We start from the raw sequence: 19,444 nt of genomic DNA on the forward strand, positions 1-19,444 counted from the left end.
AAATCAAAAAAATATTTATTTTAAAGGGATACCCCTTTTAAAATCTCTTTTGCTGCAGCTTCATCAGTGATGAGCCACGTTTGTTTTGGTGCATTTTTCATATAGGCGCGAATCGCTTTTGCTTTTGACTTGCCCCCAGCAATCGCAAGAATGATGGGTACATTTGCCAAATCTTTCAATTCGATTCCGATGCGAGGAACTTTATATACGACTTCGCCATTTTCATTGAAAAAATAGCCGAAAGATTCCGCCACCGCATTCGCCTGTTTCAGCATGACTAATTCCTTTTCAGTCATTTTTCGACGTGCTGCCATATGGAGTGCGCGTCCAATACTATGAATAACACAATTTGCCTGACTAATCAAGTTTAACACTTCTTGAATAGAGGGTTCATTGAGCAAGGAATTGTACGTTGCTAAACTTAATTGTTCTGGAACATACAATGCACGATGATTTCCACTTGCTTTTGTAGCCATTCTAGCACTTACGGAATTTGCTTGTACAGTCACAGCCTCTCCGATACCGCCACGAGCTGGCACAAATAGATTATGTCGCTGATTGTTTTCCAAATTTGTCAGTTGTTCAGCTACTACAGCCATCGTTGTTCCGCCCATTACAGCAATGATATTATTGCCCTCCGGTAGTAACAAATCTAAAGCTTCATTTAATGCTTCACCAAAAGCATCCGCCACTTTAGGCTGTTCTTCACTGTTTCCTGATACCACGATACAACGTTGATTCCCAAAATACTCAGCCAGTTTTTTTTCTGTCTGATGCATTCCTAAAAGTTGATCCATGAAGTTCTCAAGACTTTGATAAACTTCTTCTCCTTTTTTGGTCAAAGTCATACCGCTTTTAGAGGTGTTGATCAAATCTAACTGTTTCAATAGATCTGTTTCTGTTCGTAATACGCGTTCTGTGATGCCCATACTCTCTGATAAACTACGACGACCTATTGGCTGCATCCAATAAATATTACGTAAAATTTTATATCTTTCCTGTAAAACCTCGATAATATCCGGTGCAACAGATTCAATCATTTTCAATTCATCAAGCATAGCGATCTCCTTAGTTGGACGATATTTGTCCAATGTAGACTCAAAACGACCCATGTACGATAAAAAAAGAAAAGCGACTTTCCTACTACTAAGTATTAAAAAGGAAAATCTCAACCTCACGAATGTAAGTCTAACAGTTTTACCCGTTTTTTTCAATAAAAAAAGACTAGAAAAAACTTTTCATTTTTTTCTAGTCGAGATTCACATTATCTATCATAACGTTTTCTTTTCGATGAACTTGGGATTCCCAGCAGGTCACGATATTTTGCAACCGTCCTTCTTGAAATCAATATTTCATCTTTTTTTAATAATTCTACGATCTTTTGATCAGAAAGTGGTTTGATTTTGTCTTCTTGATCTACAAGTTCTTGGATTTTCTTTTGTGCAGTATCAGCTGAGAGATCAGTCTCAGTATCTGTCCCACTTTGCTGTAGTCTAGTTGTAAAGAATTTCTTAAGCTCGAAAACCCCAAATTCAGTTTCCAGGTATTTTCCATTGACGGCACGGCTGACAGTGGATTCATGTACTTCCAACTCTTTTGCCACTTCTTTTAATGTCAGCGGTTTAATTGGTCGTTCTTTATTTGTGAAAAAGGCTTGTTGATGGGAAACAATGATTTGAGCCACCCGTAAAATCGTATCCCCTCGTTGTAGAATCGTTTTTTTCAACCAGTCAAATTCTTGTTTCCGTTCTTTCAAGTACGCTTGCGTTTCTTTGTCTGCTTTTTTAAGCATCTGATTAAAATAATGTTCTTGGAAACGAACATCTGGTTGATTTCCTCGTCTAGAAAGGACAGACACTTTTTGGTCCTTATCAACCATCACTTTGACATCAGGAATGATATATAATTCACTGCTTCGATCAAAAATCCGGCCAGGGCTTGGGCTAAGTGTTTGGATGTAATCAAAGATTCGTTGTACTTCACTAAGTTCGATTGAAAAGCGTTGAGCGATCTCTTTCCATTTGCGATCAACCAGCAACTCAAAACACTCTTCCAAAACGATATACGCTAACTCTGGTGCAAAGTCATCTCTTTCCGTTTGTAACATCAAACACTCTTGTAAACTTCGTGCCCCCACACCTGCTGGTTCAAGTTGTTGGACCAGCGTCAGTGCATCAAGGATCTCAATCGAAGTTGCATTTGTTTGTTCTTGTGCCTCTTTTAAATCAATCGTCAAAAATCCATTTAAATCAATGTACTCGACTAAATAAAGAACTAACTGACGTAAGAAGGTCTGCCGATAGTTCAAATGGATCTGTTCGATCAATGATTCAAATAAGGAAACACTGGTATCGGGAATTTGATTTAAGTAGTTGGTTTCTTCATTATCATTGGCTGATCTGATCTTCTGATAGTCAGATTGCCATTCTGGTTCCACTACTTCTATCAATGGATTTTCTAATGCTTGATTTTCAACAAATGCCAAGAGCTCTTCACTGTTATATTGCAATACCTGGATGGACTGTTGCAGATGTTGTGTCATGGCTAATTTTTGTGTTTGCTGTTGTTTTTGTGAAAAGTTTTGTTGAAATTTCATTTTTTTGTCCATTCCCCTTGTAATTTTTTTTTAGTTTCGTTACAATTGTGTCTGTACTTGCGTCCTTAGTGTAGTGGATATCACGTAAGATTCCGGTTCTTGAGACGGGGGTTCGATTCCCTCAGGACGCGTCTATTGCTATCTTAGCATATTTGGGAATGTTTTGCTTTCTAAATTTAAAAGATAAAAAGCTGATCCGCATGTATGGATCAGCTTTTTTCGTTATTTTTTGTGTAAACTAAGTTTTACGAGCCACCCATATCTCTCCCATCACTTTTCTTTAACCATTCACTATTATTCAGCAATGGTTAGCGATCGCTGTCCACTTCCTTACCCGCCTGCAAATCAAAAAGTGATTCGGTGTTCACTATAACTGTATTGGTAATGGCTCCCGGCATCCTTTGTAGTAAACCTTAGATCTAGCGCACTGTCTACACCACTCGTTGATCCGTTTTTCCATGAAGTCGTACCTTGATTAAAGAAGTCACCATTCACGATATAATAGATACGATTGGCTTCTTCTAAGTTGACATAGACAGTTCCCGAAAAAGCTTTTGCCACTTCCTGGTCTTCTCTAACCAAATTTATTGCTATTATTCGTTTAATCGCTCTAAAATGACCACTTTCACTCGTTTCACAATAAAACCGCATCGTTGGCTTGTACGTCTTATTCACCGTCACAGTCTGCGACAGTACTCGAAAGGTTGCTCTATTTCGAGTAACTGTGTGAACAATTTTGTCCGAAGATTCGAGTTTTTGCCTTGCTTTTGTTGATGAAAGCTGAAGATCGTTTGTGAGTTGCTCAATCATTTGATCATAAGTCATTACTTTGGAAAATGTTGCATGTGTTCCTACATTAGACTTGCTTGTAGTTGCCGCTATTTCTTGGGGATGAGAAACCAACAATAGAAGTATAGAGCTAACAAACAACGTCATGAGTATCTTTACTTTGTTCATACATCACCACTTTTCTTCAATTAAGAATAAATCGCTTACAATAAATAGTTTATTGGACGATCCATTGAGATTCAAGTCTATTTTTCACTCTACTTTTTAATAAAGAGAAGGAATAAATCAATAAAGAGAAGGAGCAAGTTGGCAAACGATGAAATTCAGTTAGCTAATTGATCGAATCTTTCTACCCAAACATTGATCAAAGCCTTACGTGTTGCTCATCTCCCCTGATCCTGCTTGTGGCAAACTATTCTTTGCAACCTTCTTCACACAAAAAGCCAATCAAAACATACGTAATGATTGGCTTTTTTCCGTCATCTATCGAAACAGCTTTTCAACTTAAGAAAAGTCATTATGCTCCGTTTATTCACTTTTGATTCAAAAGATCATTTCTTGTTCTGAGGAAGTTCGTTCTTCCCCTTTCGCTAACTGTGTCACGATTGTTGCCATATTTTTATAGGATTGATTTAGTCCGATCCCACCTTTTTTTGGCATTTTAACGATGGGGATCACTTGCTGATATTTTGCTACAGCAGGATTTTCAACAGACATTGCAGCGGCAGCAGGAATGCCTTCTTTGTTAAAAGCTTCGACTAACCCGCCTGCCATCTCTCCAAAATTAGGATAATGCATAGCTGGTCCACATAATATCGCATCTGCTCCAAACTTTTTGGCGAATCCGATAAATTTTTGTTTGACTTCTTCTGGATGACTTGAATAATAACGATCACCGCAGTATAAAGTAGCAATAATCTCTGCCTTTTTTTCTTTAAACAATGGCGCTAATGTTTCTCCCGGTCCTAGAGCTGTTTTTTTTCCACCTGGAGGCAATTGTGCTTGTTCGTCACTTCCCATACCTGCGGTCACATGGTTGAGGATCAAAATGATTTTTTTCATGCTCCTACTCCTTTTTATAAGGTATCAAAATCAAAGTCATCAAAATTGATTTCTTCTGCTGTTGATTCTTCTGCCTCAAGCTCTTCTTTCAGATATTGATTGTCTAATACTTTGATGAATGGATAATAAACTGCCATTCCTAATAAAATAAGTAATCCCTGAAGGACAGAAGCTTGCCAACCACTGACTAAAAAGCCTGAAATGATCGGTGGCGTTGTCCATGGAAGTTGAATCCCATTGGTGTAAGCAACTAGCCCTAGGTCCATACAAAAATAAGCAATAATGATATTGATTGTGGGTACTAAAGCAAATGGGATCAAAATGATTGGATTTAATACGATCGGTAAACCAAAGATGATCGGTTCATTGATCCCGAAAATTCCTGGTACAAGTGATAATTGTGAAAGTTTTTTCACTCGCTGACTCTTACATACAAGAATCATAATCAAAATCAATGATAAGGTAGAACCGCCCCCACCAAATGTTGCAAACATATCTTGAAATTGACCTGTAATGATATTAGGAATTTCATGTCCGTCTTTGAACGCATTTAGATTTTCAATCGATAAAGCACGAAGAACTGGATTGAAAACTGCACCTACGACACTTGAACCGTTGATTCCGAAAAACCAGAAAAAATGTAAAAATAAGTACGCAATGATCATAGCACCTAAGGTATTCCCTAAACTTAACAATGGTGTTTGTAAGAATTTAAACAGGATTTCTTGTAAATTCCCATATGTGGTTAAACTCGCTACCCAATTCGCCACCATAAAGAACGTTAAGATGACGAAACTTGGAATCAATGCTTCAAACGATTTAACAACAGTAGGCGGCACGCCATCTGGCATTTTGATTGTCCACCCTGTACGAATCAAGGCAACGAACATACGAGTCGCTACTAAAGCAACTACCATCCCTAAAAATAAACCACTTGATCCCATCCAACGTAAAGGAAGACTTCCGACTTCAAATACTTCAGTCGAACCTTCTGGCGTAAATAATGTGGTAAAAGGCGTTACGATAAAGAATGAAACTAAAGAAATAATTGCTGCTTGCATCGCATCCACTTTAAATTGCTTTGCTAAACTATAACCGATGCCCCCAACTGCTAAAATCGTCATGATATCAAAACTGGCAGTAGCAGGCTTATTCAACATGACTGCCCAATTTTCCCCTAAAAAACCAGCCATCCATTCATTCCAATTTGGTATTGGAAAGTTGGTCAATACTAGAAACAATGACCCCACGATCAATAACGGTGTAGAAAGTAAAAAGCCATCTCGTATAGCAATCAAATATTTATTTTCTCCAACCGTTTTTGCCATTGGTGTCAAAACTTTTTCTAACCAATTCAAAAATTTTTGCATCTTTTTTCCCCCGATCTTTTTGTTGACTCCGACTGTTTCCGTTTACAAAAACTCATTTTCTACTTTCTTTGATCATTTTCAGGACATCTTTCATCGCACGTTCGCCATCCATCATGCCATATGCTTCTGTGGCAATTGTGCCTACAGGAATGCCTAACGGCTCAAACGTTTTTTTCATTTTGTCACTTAAATGACGAACTTGTGGTCCTAATAAGATGGCTACCGGTTTCTCTTGTTCAACTTTTTCCTCTGCATGGATTGCTGGGAACGCATGGATTTCTAGTGGCATCTGATGTTTTGTGACTACTTCCATCATTTTATTGACCATAATACTCGTTGACATACCTGCTTCACAGAATAAATAGATTTTTTTTGTTGCCATTTTTTTCTCCTCCTTATATATACATATGCTGATTATCAGCTAAATGACTTCGATACTGGGATCAAACTGGGGCTTTGATGCGTTTTTCATAAGCATCCAGCCATTCTTTGGTGATTGGTTCAATGATCGTTGTCTGATCAACTCCTGGATTAGCTAAGTAGATAGCTGGTTGCTCCTTTTCAGTTGCAACAGTAAACGTAAATTCGACATTGGTCGCAACTCCCCATTCACCTGCTTTATTCATAGCAACTAATGAAAAAGCACCTGCTTTTCCATACCGTTCTTTTAATAAATCAGTAAAAGAATACACAGCTTGATCACAGGCTTTTTGTGGAGTGACTCCTTCTCCCATCAAGCGAACAATTTCATAAGCTAGACAGCCTTTCATTAAATCTTCTCCTAGACCAGTTGCTGTCGCACCACCGATTTGACTGTCGACGTAAAAACCAGAACCTGATAAAGGGGAATCTCCCACACGACCTTGCTTTTTCATAAATAATCCAGAACTAGACGTTCCTGCAGCCATGCCGGTGTGTTGATCCAAAGAAACCACGCCCACCGTATCGTGTCCGTCATAGGGACTTAGATTCGTTTTCGCCACTTCTGCCACTCGTTTTTGCCAAATTTTTTTAGCTCTTGGCGTTAGCATGTTTTTCCGTTCGAATCCTGCTAGCATTGCATATTCAGTGGCTCCTTGTCCTACGCGAAAACTATTGAATTTTTCATTACTTAATTTTCTGGCAACTGATATTGGATTCGCAATATCTACGATCCCAGCCACTGCCCCAATTTTGAACGTATCCCCATCCATAAAAGCCGCATCCATTTCTACAATGCCTCGTTCGTTTGGCAAGCCACCATAGCCAACTGATTTGTAAAATGGATAGTCTTCTACACATTTGATTGACGTTTCCACGGCATCTCCGCACGTTCCTTCCTGTTCTAATAATTTTTTGGCAGCTAACACACCATCATGTGCCATACGCCACGTTGCGATAATTCCCCACATGTTTACCCCTCCTATATATAGCGCTTACATCTATTTTATTTAGTATATACTATTATGTCTATACTAAAAAGAGACTTTTCTTAAAATCTAATTGATTTATAAGAGAAGTCTCTGATAATCTTTTTTTTAAAAATATATAACTGTTTATTCGATCAATGCTTGAATGCTTCGTAGGTATATCTCTAAATTCATGCGCAGATCTGTTACTTCCATATACTCATTTTTGTTATGCGCAATCCCTTTTTGCCCTGGAAAAGAGGGACCAAATGCTAATACATTAGGAATCTTTCTGGCATAAGTAGCACCCGTTGTCGTCACTGGCGTAGGGTCGTTCCCAGTAATCTCGCCATAAATTTGAGATAGTTTTTTGATTTCAGGCGAATCTTTTTTCTGACAGATTCCTGGAATACTGCGATTGATTGTAAAAGTCGCTTTCTCGGGCAACTGTTTAGCCAACCCACTCACGACTTCCTCTTCTGTGACTGAAACAGGGTAACGAAAAGCAACTTCTAAATCTAACCCGTTAGTGTTTTTTTGCAAATTCACAGGTGTAAGAATCAACCTGCCTGAATCTTCATCAGACAAAGCAAGATCGATTCCTTCTCCATAATGTTTATTGTGGAAAGCTTGCCAGATCCAATCAAAATAAGCTCGTATTTGTTCTGGAACAGCTGAATCTGCTTTGATTTTTTCGGCAAGCAGCGTAATCGCATTCTCTCCTAATTCTGGGGCATTACTTGGAGAACGTTTTCCTTCCACATCAAATTTTTTCTCATTAATCGAAACACTCAGCTGGTCTGGCACATGATCTCGATATTGATCCCCTGTAAAATCACTGATTTGAATAACTTCTTCTTTAACTAATGGGAAATGAATCGTTAGGTTGACTACTCCTCTTTCTCCGTAAACAACTGGATATTTACAATCTGGCGTAAAACCAAATGATGGCGGAACTTCAGCCTGTAAATAATGAGCCACATCAGACATCCCACTTTCTTCGTCAGTCCCAAAAATAATGCGGATCGTTTTTTTAGGAACCGCTCCCATTTTTTTCAACAGGATCAGAGCATAAAAACAACTAATGATCGGCCCTTTATTATCTAAAATCCCTCGTCCATAAAAGCGTCCATCTTTTTCGCTTAAATCAAAGGGTGGAAAATCCCATCCTGATCCTGCTGGAACCACATCTAAATGACCAATGATCCCAATATAGTCCTCATCATCTTCTCCCCATTGGACGTATCCGATCGCATCATCAATCACTTTAGTCTTAAACCCTACTTCTTTTCCTTTTTTGAGTACAAGGTCCAACACTTCTCGAGGTGCTTTCCCAAACGGAGCATGATCTTCCGGCTTCCCTTTCACACTTGGTACTTTCATAACTGTTTGAAGAAACTCAAGAAATTCTTCCCAATGATCATCAATCATCGACTTGCTTTTTTTCAATTTATTCACTCCTTTTTTGACGAATCAACGTATTTTTAAATGTATATTTATCTGCACGATAAAACGAGCAGTCATATAAGATCGGTTTGGCTGCTGGCGAATATGTCATTGAATGGACAAACAACATCGGTTCATCCACAGCTACTTGCAAGAGTTTTGCCACGTCAGCCGTCGCTTTCACTGCTTCGATTTCTTGGTGAGAATAAGCGATCTCCACGTTTTTTTCGATCACTTGATAGAGTGACCCACTTAATTCTTCTTGAGAGACTTCTCCCAGATAACGTTTTAAAATATAAAGATTTTCAACCGTCATTGGTTCGTCATCAAAATAACGTAATCGTCTCAAATGAACGATTGGCTCAGAAATCGATTCACCAAAAGCTTGTTTAACATTCGTTGGTAGTTGTTCAGTAACTTCGCATTCTAAGACTTGCGTTTTTGTCTTTTTCCCTTGGATTCGAGCAGTTTCGGTAAAGCTTTGCAGTCCTCCAGAGCCACTTTGGATCTTAGGTTGTTTCATGACATACGTGCCTTTACTTTTTTCTTTGATCAACTTATTTTGGCTGATCAATAATTCGATTGCTTTACGAACAGTTAAACGACTACATTGAAACTCGTCTGCTAAATCATATTCTGAAGGTAATTTTTGACTAGAAACGTAAATTCCTTCCATGATTCGCTTCTCAATTTCATTCGCAATTTCTTGAAATTTTGGTTGTTTTTTCACGAGATTCCTCCTAAAATATTCTCCAAACTTTCTGCTAGCTTTATTTATTAGCAGAACCAACAATAATGAGAAAATATTTTTATCCAACAATAAGTATATACTAAAAAGTATATACTTTCACATCATTTACGATATTTGCACAAAAAATTCTAGGACGAAATTTGGATAGTTCTCTAAAATAAAAGGGACTGAAACAAAACTTGCTTCAGTCTCTTCTAGTATCTCTAAAAACGAATAAATGATGTTCAAAGAGCTGACCTCTTGTTCACGGTGAGAAAAAAGTAGCATCTTCAAAAAATTTGTGAAGCACCAAGTAGGTAACAATCAACAGCAAAAACCAGTGTTTGCGTTTCTTGTCAATTTTCGGAAATTCCTTCTTATTTCTTGATGCGAAATACTTTTGTCTCAATCTCTCTTAAACAGCTATTTATCCAACAATGGCTGTCCTAGACATTTTGTATATATTATAACCATGTATAATTGAACTATTTGAAGTATTTTTCCAAAATCAAATCAACTCTTATGATAGCGCAAAGGATCAGTTATTTATTTTTTAGGTTGAGCTTACTCATTTAAGTAATCTGGAGAAGCTAAAAGTGAACGTGTCACTTCTTTAGGTATCACAAAGGTTGGTGTGCCCATATAGCCAGGTGCGATCGAAAATTGATCGTAAACTAAGACTAGCTCGTGATTTTTATTGATATAAAAAGATGTGTCTTTAGTAACTAATGGCGTTTTTTTGATTAGTCCATCTTTAAAATCATCATCTGTCCAATAATACTGATCAGGGTTTTCTTTGCTATTTTTTTGCATTTGCTCTTTGACTTCATTTGTCAAAACGGAAAGATACTGATCATCTTTGAATAAAAGTGGTAAAGATAGGACTACTCCGTTTTTTTTATCAATCGTATCATAACGCTTTTCCGTATAGCTGTCTGCGGCAGTTTGTGTCATCTTTCGTTCAATCACTAAAAAACGCGGATCATCCAACAGTTTCTGATAATCTCCCGTAACTTGAAAATGATTTGTTTTAAAGTCTTGGTACTGTACTTTTGCTTTTTCAAAGTTTTCTTGTCCTTCACGAAAGTACTTTTTGTTCAGTCCAGCAATCGTCTGACTATTTTCTTTATCTTTTGTACTGATTTGCGGCACTCGGATCTCGATTGCTTCATCAGACAGTGTTTTCCCTAAAATTAATTTCACGACTGGGCCAATCAAGGGTAAATCTTCAGCAAAACTACGAATTTGATTGTTAAAAAAAATACTGCTGAACATCATCGCAATAATAGCAAAAGATAGAATAAGTCCTTTCACTTGTTTTTTTCGTTTCACTCGTTGGTTAAACCTTTGTTCTTCTAGTGAGTAGCGCTTGATCATCTCATTTTTGATACCACGAGGGATTTCTTGTTGTTGATAGACTTGTTTCAGTTGTTCTAATTCTTTCTGAGCTGAGTACATCCGTCTTTCTCTCCTTTATTGTGATTTTTACTGTAAGATTTTTCTTAGCTGATTTAACGTACGATACATTTTGGTTTTGACGGTGTTTTCATTCAAATCAAGAATCTCTGCAATTTCTTTTAAACGAAAGCCTTCAAAAAAATGTAGAATCAAAATTTCCTTTTCGGGGCTATCAATTCCTTCAATGATTCCATGTAAATCAGTCAATGAATCGTCCATTGTATGAGCGAGTTGAATCGTTTCTTCTTCCAATGTTTCCGATTGATTTCGTTTTTGCTTACGCCAAGCATCGATCGCTGTTCGTATCAAAATACGATAAAACCAAGCTGAAAATCGTTCAATCTCTTTCCCTTGTTCAATAGCAGCTAACGCTTTATGAAAACTGTCTTGCATTACGTCCAATGCTTCTTCTTTGTCATGAACATAATTCATTGTGATCCGAAACATTTTCTCATATTCCTCTTGGATCAATTCACTTAATAAATTCTTGGATTTTTCGATTTGCTTCTTTTTCTTGTAACGATTAAAAATCGGACCCATCTCCTTTCCCTCTCACTTACTATGACGATCAAACAAACCAAAAAGTTTCAATTATTTTTAATTTATGTAAAAAATCAATACAAAAAAACTGCAGATCCCTTATTGGGGGATCTGCAGCTATGAATCCGAAAGTCTATTCTTCGGTGAACTCTTCGTCCTCGTAGTCTTCGTCTTCATCGTCATCTTCAATGATGCTTAGATCTTCTTCGATGTTGCCTGGTAATTCTTCTTCATCGTCACTTGTGTCGTCTGCACCGATTTCTTGCAAGTCAGAGTTATAAGCAGCGATTTCTTCATCATCGTCATCATCATCTTCAAAAAGATCATCGTCATCTTCGTCAGACAAGTCAGTATCTTCTGGGTCATCATCATTATAATCGATCGCATCTTCATCATCGTTGATAAAGGCATTGACTTTTTTACGTTTGCGTCGACGAGGTGTATCTTCATCTTCTTCGTCAATTCCATGGTTTACTTCTTCATCGATCGAATCGATCGCATACCATGAACGCAAGCCCCAACGATTGTCACCTAATGAAATAAAGCTACCATCAATATTTAAGTCAGTATAAAATTGTGCCAGTGAATCACGAATCTCACTGTCTGATTTTCCAAGATAGGTTTGGATTTGGTTGGCTAAATCAGAAAAATCCATCACATCGCCACGTTGTTCTAAGATCGCATGTGCTACTTCGATCATTGATAATTCGTTTTTGTTTGCACCTTCAAATACACTAATTTCCAATCAGGACACGTCCTTTCACAGTCTACTCCTTATCATACAAAATCATACGTAAAAAATCAAACGTTTCTTTGCGATTTAAGCAGTAAAATCTAAAGTTAAATAATATTCCCCTAATTTTTCTGGTCCCATTAGCAAGTCGTATTCAATCATTACTTTCCCAGCGGTTGGTCGGTCTTTCAGACTAACATGTAATTCTTTGGTATACGTTTCAATTTGAAGCATGCCATAAGGTGTCCGATACGTTGTTTCCAAACGTTCACGATACCCGAATTTTAGTCGCATCCGTGTTTCTCCCGCACGAATCAGTTGAACCTGTCCATCGGGCATCAATTTGATCGTTACAGGGATTTCTTCTGCTGTATTTTCCTGAATTTCCTGGTATCGTATGTATAACGTATCCCCAATTTTGACCATTTGACCTTTCAGATCAAAGAAAAAGTCTTGATGCTCCCCATTTTGCATGACTTTCGTCCGTAATTTGATTGAAATGGGTGTTCCTTGCGATTGTGCCATTTTACCTTCTCCTTTACTTCATATAGGTACATTGTTCCTAGTTTTCGTCTATTTGTCAAACAACTCGTCATCGAAGAGGTTGTGAAAGCATCGGGGAGCTCCGATGACAATAAGAAAGAATTTTTTAAAATAGCTTCTCATATTTTGAAAAATTCAGGCTTATTTCAAGGAGCTGATGCTTGAACACCGTTTATTCGTTTTTAGAGCTACCAGAAGAGACTGAGCCAAGTTTTGTCCCAGACTCAATAAATTCTTTTTTTTAGAGTATGTTAGAGTATAGTATAATAATGAGAGAAACTCCCATGAAACGATGACAAACGTGAATCATTGGAATGTCAATCGATGATTAATTATATAAAGGAGCGAATGTAATGAATCCAACAATTATTTTGGATCAAAAAATTTATCAAAAAAATGATTTTACCCCTTTTGCTCTGACGGATATCTTAACCGAGTATTCAAAAAAAAACAACCAAAACTTTCTCCATTTTTGGCAATATGAACAAACGGTGATCTTAGGAATGAAAGATACTCGAACGCCCTACTTCCATGAAGGCATTCAGGAGCTAAGAAAAGCAGGCTATCAGCCAATCGTTCGTAACGCTGGTGGATTAGGGATCATTTCTGATCAAGGGGTTTTAAATCTCTCATTGATTTTCCCTCAAAACGAACAGGAGAAGATATCGATTGATGCTGCCTATGAAAAAATGCTCACATTGACTCGTCTGGCTTTTCCAACCGTATCAATCGAAGCTTTTGAAGTGACTCATTCTTATTGTCCTGGTACGTATGACCTGAGTATCAACGGTAAAAAGTTTGCGGGGATCGCCCAACGTCGCATAAAAAACGGGATTTCTGTGATGATGTATGTTAGTGTCAATGGCGCACAACAAACCAGAGGTCAAGCGATGAAACGATTCTATCAAGAAGCGTTGAAAGAGGATTTCGGCACGGATGGTTACCCGGCGGTCGTTCCTGAAAGTATGGCAACCTTAGCTGATTTACTTGAAATTCCTTTAACCATTGAGGATGTAAAACAGCAATTCCAATTGGCACTCACACAACTCTATGGAGAGAGTCGTTCAGTTGATGCGCTATGTTGGAAAGAGGCACATGTCACTTCTGAACAGTGGACGAATCAAATCAATCGAATGGAAGAACGAAATAAATTAAAGGAGCTTGCTGATGACTATTCCTTATAAATATCAATTATTACCGATCGAAAAGGTCTTTCGTGACCCGGTCCATAACTATATCCATGTCCAACACCAAGTCATTTTAGACTTGATCAATTCAAAAGAAGTCCAACGATTGCGCCGTATCAAACAGTTAGGCACTTCTTCCTTTACTTTTCACGGCGCTGAACATAGTCGGTTCACTCATTCATTAGGGGTCTATGAAATTTCAAGACGGATCTGTGATATCTTTTCCCGCAATTTCCCTCAAGAAAAAATTGGCGCTGACGGCTGGGATGATCGAGAACGTTTGGTTACGTTGTGCGCAGCATTACTTCACGATGTTGGTCACGGTCCTTATTCTCATACATTTGAGCATATTTTCCATACGAATCATGAAGCGATCACTGTAGAAATCATTACTTCTCCCGAAACGGAAGTTTATCAAATTTTGAATCGTGTGGAAGAAGGATTTCCAGAAAAAGTTGCCAGTGTGATTCAAAAAACGTATCCTAATCCCCAAGTCGTCCAAATGATTTCGAGTCAGATCGATGCTGATCGAATGGATTACTTGTTGCGAGATGCCTATTACACTGGGACAGAATACGGTACGTTTGATTTAACACGAATTTTACGTGTCATTCGTCCCTATAAAGGCGGGATCGCCTTTTCGATGAATGGGATGCACGCAGTCGAAGATTATATTGTGAGTCGCTATCAAATGTACGTTCAAGTTTATTTCCACCCTGTGTCTCGTGGCATGGAAGTAATTTTAGAACACTTGTTACATCGGGCGCATGAGTTGTATCGAGAAGATCCCAATGTGTTTGAATCCCATTCTCAACTACTCTTACCGTTTCTTGACGAAAACTTTACACTAGATGAGTATTTAAAATTAGACGATGGCGTTTTAGGAACTTATTTTACCCAATGGACAGAATTTTCTGATCCAATCTTAAGTGATTTAGCTAAACGTTTCTTATACCGTAAACCGTTAAAATCGGCAACTTTTTCTGGGGATCGCTCTTCTTCCTTGATCAAGGAAATGACTGCTCTTGTGGAAAAAGTTGGCTACAATCCTGTCTACTATACTGCCATCAATTCCAGTTATGATTTGCCTTATGATTTTTATCGCCCCGAAGAAGGACGCCATCGAACACAAATCGAAATCTTGCGAAATGATGGAACTTTGGTAGAATTATCAGAGGTGAGCCAACTTGTGGCTGCTCTTGCTGGACAAGAACAAGGAGATGAACGATTTTTCTTTCCAAAAGAAATGGTTGATCCGTCTTTAAGAAATCACTACGATCTATTTGACGAAACCTATCAAGAATTTGCAAGCCATATCCGCAATGGTTCACTGATTACCCAAACAAACTAAAACACACGATCACTGGAGGAAATTATGTCTATCAAGTTAGTCGCCATCGACATCGATGGAACCTTATTAAATGAGAAAAGAGAAATTACAGCAGACGTCAAAGAAGCGATTGCTCAAGCTGTCGCTAAAGGAGTAGCCATCGTCTTGTGTACCGGCAGACCGTTGCCTGGTGTACAGGAACAGTTGAATGAACTCGATTTATTCCAAGAAAATGACTACGTGATCACCTACAATGGCGCACTTGTCCAACAAACAAAATCAGGAAAAATCATCGCACGTCATGGTTTGACACATGAAGATTATTTAGAAATCGAAGTGATGGCTCGTCGAGTTGGCAGTCATCTACACTCCATTGATGATCAGGCGATTTACACCTCTAATCGTGATATCAGTGCGTATACGATCCATGAAGCCAGCTTAGTTCATATGCCGTTGAAATACCGCACACCTGAAGAAATGACACCAGATATCAATTTGGTTAAAATGATGATGATCGACGAACCTGATATCTTAGATGCTGCGATTGCTCGTTTGCCCCAAACATTCCGTGAAAAATACACGACAGTGAAAAGTGCGCCTTATTACTTTGAAGTATTAAACAAAGAAGCAAGTAAAGGCGCAGCCGTTGCGAACTTAGCGCAACATCTTGGAATCGATCAGGATGAGATCATGGCGATTGGTGACAACGAAAATGACTTATCGATGATTGAATATGCTGGCTTAGGCGTTGCGATGGGTAATGCTGTTCCGCTAGTTAAAGAAGCTGCCAACGTGGTCACTAAAACAAATGAAGAACATGGTGTGGCAGAAGCGATCAAAACGTATGTTTTATCATAATAAAAATAACACTTGCTACTAAATAAAAATCCAAAACCAGTTCGTCACTGACTGTACGCTGGTTTTGGATTTTTTCTTGATTTAATTGTTTTAATTGTTCAATAACCATTTTTCAACCGCCCACTTGTGGCTACCTCGTTTTAATTTTTCAATGGCTTCTTGTGGTGTGACCCACCAAACGGTATTCGTCTTTTCAGTTGGTTCTGCCACTTGTTGCCAGCCGTTTGCCACGTAAAAGTAGCCTGGGTTATAGTAATAGGTCTGACGGTAATTGGAATAAAAATACTCATCCGCTTCCCCTAGATAAGTCGCAATTTCTGCGACGATCCCCATTTCCTCAAGGAGTTCTCTCTTGAGTGCCGCTTCTTTCGTTTCCATCGCTTCGATCTCTCCACCAGGTAAAAAATAAGCACCATTTGGAGCTTCAATCAAAGCTAGTTTGTTCTTTTCTTCCACGATGATATAGGCAGCATATCGTGGGGAATACTGGACCCCTGCTTCTTTTTCACCAAATACTGGTTTATCCATCATTTTGTCCACCTTAAGCTTATTTACTTTTTATTTTACATGAGAGTTTTCTCATAAACAAGCGCAAATCTTCTATTGCTCTTTCTTTTTTTGTTATGATGAAAAAAAAGGAAAGGAAGTAGTTATTTATGAAAATGGCTCATACTTGCGTTCGAGTGAAAGATCTTGACGCTTCATTAGAATTTTACCAAAAAGCGTTTGGCTTTGAAGAAAGTCGTCGCCGTGATTTTCCAGAAAACAAATTCACCCTTGTTTATTTAACTTTACCAGGAGATGACTACGAATTAGAATTAACTTATAACTATGATCATGAAGGCTATGATCTAGGGAATGGCTATGGACACATTGCTATTGCTGCGGATGATTTAGAAGCACTTCACGAAAAACACCAAGCAGAAGGATTCAATGTGACAGACCTAAAAGGACTTCCAGGAACAGCTCCTTCTTATTATTTCGTTGTTGACCCTGACGGATATAAAATCGAAGTTATTCGGGGATAAGGTTGTAAAAAAACGCTCAAAACAGCTTCTCTTGTTTTGAGCGTTTCTTTTTTATTATCATCAGAACTCCCCGATACCTTCACAACTACCCAAGCATGATGCTTTCTTCTGGGTATTTGTAATTGGCTTCTGCCCTGTTCGCTTTTACTAGTAGTGAAAAAACGACTGTCATGATTCCTACTCGACCGATATACATCAAAGAAATAATGACTAGTTTTCCGATCAATGTCAAATCTGGGGTCAACCCCATCGTCAACCCAACTGTCCCAAAAGCGGAAAAGACTTCAAACGCAATGTATTCGATTCCTGACGTTTTAGGAATCGTCTCCGTCACAGATAGGACCATGATCGCAACAACACATAAAGAGAGAGTTACAAAGAAAAGAGTCAATGCACGTAGCACGGCTGCTTGGCGAATGGTTCGACCGAAGGCTTCTGCTCGTGTCTTTCCTTTAAACATGGCATGCATTTGGATCAATAAAATTCCTAATGTCGTAGTTTTCAGTCCTCCAGCTGTCGAACCAGAAGTTCCTCCGATGTACATCAAAAACATCGTTAAAATCAATCCTGCATGACTCATCTGTAAATAATCAATAGAGTAATAGCCTGCTGTTCTTGGTGTCACACTCATAAAAAATGTATTCGCTAATCTTTCTGTAAACGTACCTTTAACTAAAGTCAGTCCATTTCTTTCAGTGATGAGAAATAAAATAAATCCACCAATTAATAAGAGTGCAGTTACAGATAAGGCGACTTTTGAATGTAGTGTGATTTTTTTGACCCGATGATAACTTAGAATATCACGCCAGACAATAAAACCTAATCCACCTGCAATGATCAACGCTGAAACGACCATGATCAGGTAAACATTTGTTTGATCCGCAAGTAAACTGTCTCCTAATAAATCAAATCCTGCATTACAAAAACTAGAAACGGCATGAAAGATACTAAACCAGATTCCTTTAGCCCAACCCAATTCAGGAATAAAAACTACACTCAAAGCAACCGCCCCGATTACTTGGATCACCACCGCAAATTTTAAGATATAGATCATTAACTTAATTACACCCGACATCTCTTCAAGGTTTAAGGCTTCCTTTAGCACAATCCGCATACTAAAACTGATTTTTTTCTTCGCAATAGCAAAAAAGAGGATCGGGATCATCATAAAGCCTAACCCACCGATTTCAATCAAGGTCATGATCAAAAACTGTCCTGCACTATTCCAATGCTCCGCAGTATTCAGTGTCGTCAAACCAGTCACACAAACAGCTGAGGTTGCAGTGAATAAGGCATCAATAAAATGGGTGCTTTCTCCGCTGCGGCTAAAAAATGGTAACGTCAGTAAGCTACCTCCAAACAGGATCAAGATAAAAAAACCAGCAGCAATTAGCTGGACAGGTGATAATCGTTTTCTTACTCTTTTTTTCATGATAGTCATTCCTTATGCTTAATTTTTATCTAAGATCTCAGAACGACATTTTGTTCTGCGATCATAAATAGGTACAAAATGAATCATTGGCGTGAAGCAACTACTCGGCAATAAGCGATGATTTTCTAAAATAGGAGAAGCTATTTAAAAAAATCATCGCTTATTCGCTCGGAGCTGACCGCTTCTTTCACGACCTCTTTCCATTATAAGCAAACGAGCGTAAGAAGAAAAATAAATGACTACTTTTTCTTCTTACGCTAAATTCGATTTGTTCTGATCATGAAAAAAGCCATTAGAATGCTGAATTGGATCAGCCTTACTCTTCTGTTCCCATATTTTTCACTTTGATCAGGCGAGTTACTTCTGCTCGTTCGTTTTCTTCCAGCTTCATTTTAATATAATAAATCGTTTCTTCCAATTGAGGAATCGTCATATATTCCAACGCATTGACCCTTCTTCTGGTTTTCTCGATCTCTTCAGCCATGAGTTGACATGTTTTTTCAACTTCTGCCAGCTTCAAAAGCTTTGGTAAGAGCTGCGTAAAACCATCGATCGAACGATCCAACTCTGCATTAGAATGAAGATAGCCATACTCTAATGGTGTCTCATTCAATGTTTCATCGTATTGAAAATTCATGAGGGGAACTTTGACACTCATAATATTTTTCTCAACTACAGAAAGTGAGACGTTTTCCGCTGGTAATGCTAAAAGTTCGTCAATGAAGGCTTCTTCGACTGTTGACTTTGCTAAGACAAAATCTTTCATTGCTGTTTGGGTTTCTTTTTCTATTGCTTGGCGTAACTCATTATTTTTACGGATCAGTAAAATAAATTGACGCATCAATTCATCTTGTTTATCCTTTAAAAGTTTGTGTCCCCTTGTCGCTGTCGTTAATTGTTTCTTTAAACGAGTTAGCTCCATTCTCGTAGGATTGACGTTTAATCGCATAAGGA

At 38.2% G+C, this 19,444-nt stretch carries 20 protein-coding genes and 1 tRNA gene; 5 read left to right on the forward strand and 16 right to left on the reverse strand.

Annotated elements, in window-relative coordinates:
- Nucleotides 1-20: 20 nt before the first annotated feature.
- Both IGL28_RS09920 and rpoN read right to left on the reverse strand, forming a co-directional pair.
- On the reverse strand, nt 21-1,112 hold the full coding sequence (locus IGL28_RS09920; RefSeq protein ID WP_172595671.1) for a sugar-binding transcriptional regulator: 1,092 nt from the start codon (nt 1,110-1,112) through the stop codon (nt 21-23).
- Nucleotides 1,113-1,264: 152 nt separating this feature from the next.
- A complete protein-coding gene (rpoN, locus tag IGL28_RS09925; protein ID WP_034699130.1) occupies nt 1,265-2,596 on the reverse strand; it encodes an RNA polymerase factor sigma-54 in 1,332 nt (443 codons plus the stop codon).
- 59 nt (nt 2,597-2,655) lie between these two features.
- Here rpoN and IGL28_RS09930 point away from each other — a divergent pair.
- Nucleotides 2,656-2,727, forward strand: a tRNA-Arg gene (locus IGL28_RS09930).
- A gap of 214 nt (nt 2,728-2,941) precedes the next feature.
- On the opposite strand, the gene IGL28_RS09935 is transcribed toward IGL28_RS09930, so the two are convergent.
- The 11 genes from IGL28_RS09935 to IGL28_RS09985 form a co-directional block, all read right to left on the reverse strand.
- Nucleotides 2,942-3,553 (reverse strand): hypothetical protein, encoded by a 612-nt coding sequence (locus IGL28_RS09935; protein ID WP_128427388.1) that lies wholly within the window; start codon nt 3,551-3,553, stop codon nt 2,942-2,944.
- A 375-nt stretch (nt 3,554-3,928) separates the two neighbouring features.
- Nucleotides 3,929-4,447, reverse strand: a complete 519-nt coding sequence (locus IGL28_RS09940; protein WP_010718618.1) for a GrdB-related putative oxidoreductase — start codon at nt 4,445-4,447, stop codon at nt 3,929-3,931.
- A gap of 14 nt (nt 4,448-4,461) precedes the next feature.
- Nucleotides 4,462-5,817 carry a PTS cellobiose transporter subunit IIC gene (gene celB / locus IGL28_RS09945; protein WP_010738000.1) on the reverse strand — a complete coding sequence of 452 codons (1,356 nt, stop codon included), beginning with the start codon at nt 5,815-5,817 and terminating at the stop codon, nt 4,462-4,464.
- A 52-nt stretch (nt 5,818-5,869) separates the two neighbouring features.
- Nucleotides 5,870-6,199, reverse strand: coding sequence for a PTS sugar transporter subunit IIB (locus tag IGL28_RS09950; RefSeq protein ID WP_010718620.1), 330 nt, complete (start codon nt 6,197-6,199; stop codon nt 5,870-5,872).
- A 61-nt stretch (nt 6,200-6,260) separates the two neighbouring features.
- Nucleotides 6,261-7,208 (reverse strand): N(4)-(beta-N-acetylglucosaminyl)-L-asparaginase, encoded by a 948-nt coding sequence (locus IGL28_RS09955; RefSeq protein WP_081128091.1) that lies wholly within the window; start codon nt 7,206-7,208, stop codon nt 6,261-6,263.
- A gap of 144 nt (nt 7,209-7,352) precedes the next feature.
- Complete coding sequence (locus IGL28_RS09960) at nt 7,353-8,636, reverse strand: Sapep family Mn(2+)-dependent dipeptidase (RefSeq protein WP_164885430.1); 1,284 nt, start codon at nt 8,634-8,636, stop codon at nt 7,353-7,355.
- A gap of 19 nt (nt 8,637-8,655) precedes the next feature.
- Nucleotides 8,656-9,381, reverse strand: a complete 726-nt coding sequence (locus IGL28_RS09965; protein WP_063627411.1) for a GntR family transcriptional regulator, LSA1692 subfamily — start codon at nt 9,379-9,381, stop codon at nt 8,656-8,658.
- 564 nt (nt 9,382-9,945) lie between these two features.
- Nucleotides 9,946-10,839 (reverse strand): RsiV family protein, encoded by an 894-nt coding sequence (locus tag IGL28_RS09970; protein ID WP_081128095.1) that lies wholly within the window; start codon nt 10,837-10,839, stop codon nt 9,946-9,948.
- Nucleotides 10,840-10,866: 27 nt separating this feature from the next.
- Nucleotides 10,867-11,379: an RNA polymerase sigma factor gene (locus IGL28_RS09975; RefSeq protein WP_081128098.1), complete on the reverse strand. Its 513-nt coding sequence runs from the start codon at nt 11,377-11,379 to the stop codon at nt 10,867-10,869.
- 133 nt (nt 11,380-11,512) lie between these two features.
- Nucleotides 11,513-12,124 (reverse strand): DNA-directed RNA polymerase subunit delta, encoded by a 612-nt coding sequence (gene rpoE / locus IGL28_RS09980; protein ID WP_010718626.1) that lies wholly within the window; start codon nt 12,122-12,124, stop codon nt 11,513-11,515.
- Nucleotides 12,125-12,199: 75 nt separating this feature from the next.
- Nucleotides 12,200-12,637 carry a DUF1934 domain-containing protein gene (locus IGL28_RS09985; RefSeq protein WP_010718627.1) on the reverse strand — a complete coding sequence of 146 codons (438 nt, stop codon included), beginning with the start codon at nt 12,635-12,637 and terminating at the stop codon, nt 12,200-12,202.
- A gap of 371 nt (nt 12,638-13,008) precedes the next feature.
- On the opposite strand from IGL28_RS09985, the gene IGL28_RS09990 reads away from it, so the two are divergent.
- Genes IGL28_RS09990 through yidA form a run of 3 tightly spaced genes read left to right on the forward strand, consistent with a single transcriptional unit; the run spans nt 13,009 to nt 16,030 of the window.
- Nucleotides 13,009-13,839 carry a lipoate--protein ligase family protein gene (locus IGL28_RS09990; protein WP_081128102.1) on the forward strand — a complete coding sequence of 277 codons (831 nt, stop codon included), beginning with the start codon at nt 13,009-13,011 and terminating at the stop codon, nt 13,837-13,839.
- Nucleotides 13,823-15,193 (forward strand): HD domain-containing protein, encoded by a 1,371-nt coding sequence (locus IGL28_RS09995; RefSeq protein WP_053765708.1) that lies wholly within the window; start codon nt 13,823-13,825, stop codon nt 15,191-15,193. The genes IGL28_RS09990 and IGL28_RS09995 overlap by 17 nt, the downstream gene beginning before the upstream one ends.
- 24 nt (nt 15,194-15,217) lie before the next feature.
- Complete coding sequence (yidA, locus tag IGL28_RS10000; protein ID WP_010718630.1) at nt 15,218-16,030, forward strand: sugar-phosphatase; 813 nt, start codon at nt 15,218-15,220, stop codon at nt 16,028-16,030.
- Between the two features lie 90 nt (nt 16,031-16,120).
- Here yidA and IGL28_RS10005 read toward each other — a convergent pair whose 3' ends face one another.
- Nucleotides 16,121-16,558, reverse strand: a complete 438-nt coding sequence (locus IGL28_RS10005; protein ID WP_081128104.1) for an NUDIX hydrolase — start codon at nt 16,556-16,558, stop codon at nt 16,121-16,123.
- 128 nt (nt 16,559-16,686) lie between these two features.
- Here IGL28_RS10005 and gloA point away from each other — a divergent pair, with 128 nt between their 5' ends.
- Nucleotides 16,687-17,058, forward strand: a complete 372-nt coding sequence (gloA, locus tag IGL28_RS10010) for a lactoylglutathione lyase (protein ID WP_010718633.1) — start codon at nt 16,687-16,689, stop codon at nt 17,056-17,058.
- An 85-nt stretch (nt 17,059-17,143) separates the two neighbouring features.
- On the opposite strand, the gene IGL28_RS10015 is transcribed toward gloA, so the two are convergent.
- Nucleotides 17,144-18,490, reverse strand: coding sequence for a TrkH family potassium uptake protein (locus IGL28_RS10015; protein ID WP_053765709.1), 1,347 nt, complete (start codon nt 18,488-18,490; stop codon nt 17,144-17,146).
- 316 nt (nt 18,491-18,806) lie between these two features.
- The gene (locus tag IGL28_RS10020; RefSeq protein ID WP_080292479.1) at nt 18,807-19,439 is read right to left on the reverse strand and encodes a V-type ATP synthase subunit D; all 633 of its coding nucleotides are present in this window, start codon (nt 19,437-19,439) and stop codon (nt 18,807-18,809) included.
- Nucleotides 19,440-19,444: the final 5 nt, after the last annotated feature.

The organism is Enterococcus sp. AZ077 (assembly GCF_051714965.1).
Taxonomy (GTDB): Bacteria; Bacillota; Bacilli; order Lactobacillales; family Enterococcaceae; genus Enterococcus_B; species Enterococcus_B hirae.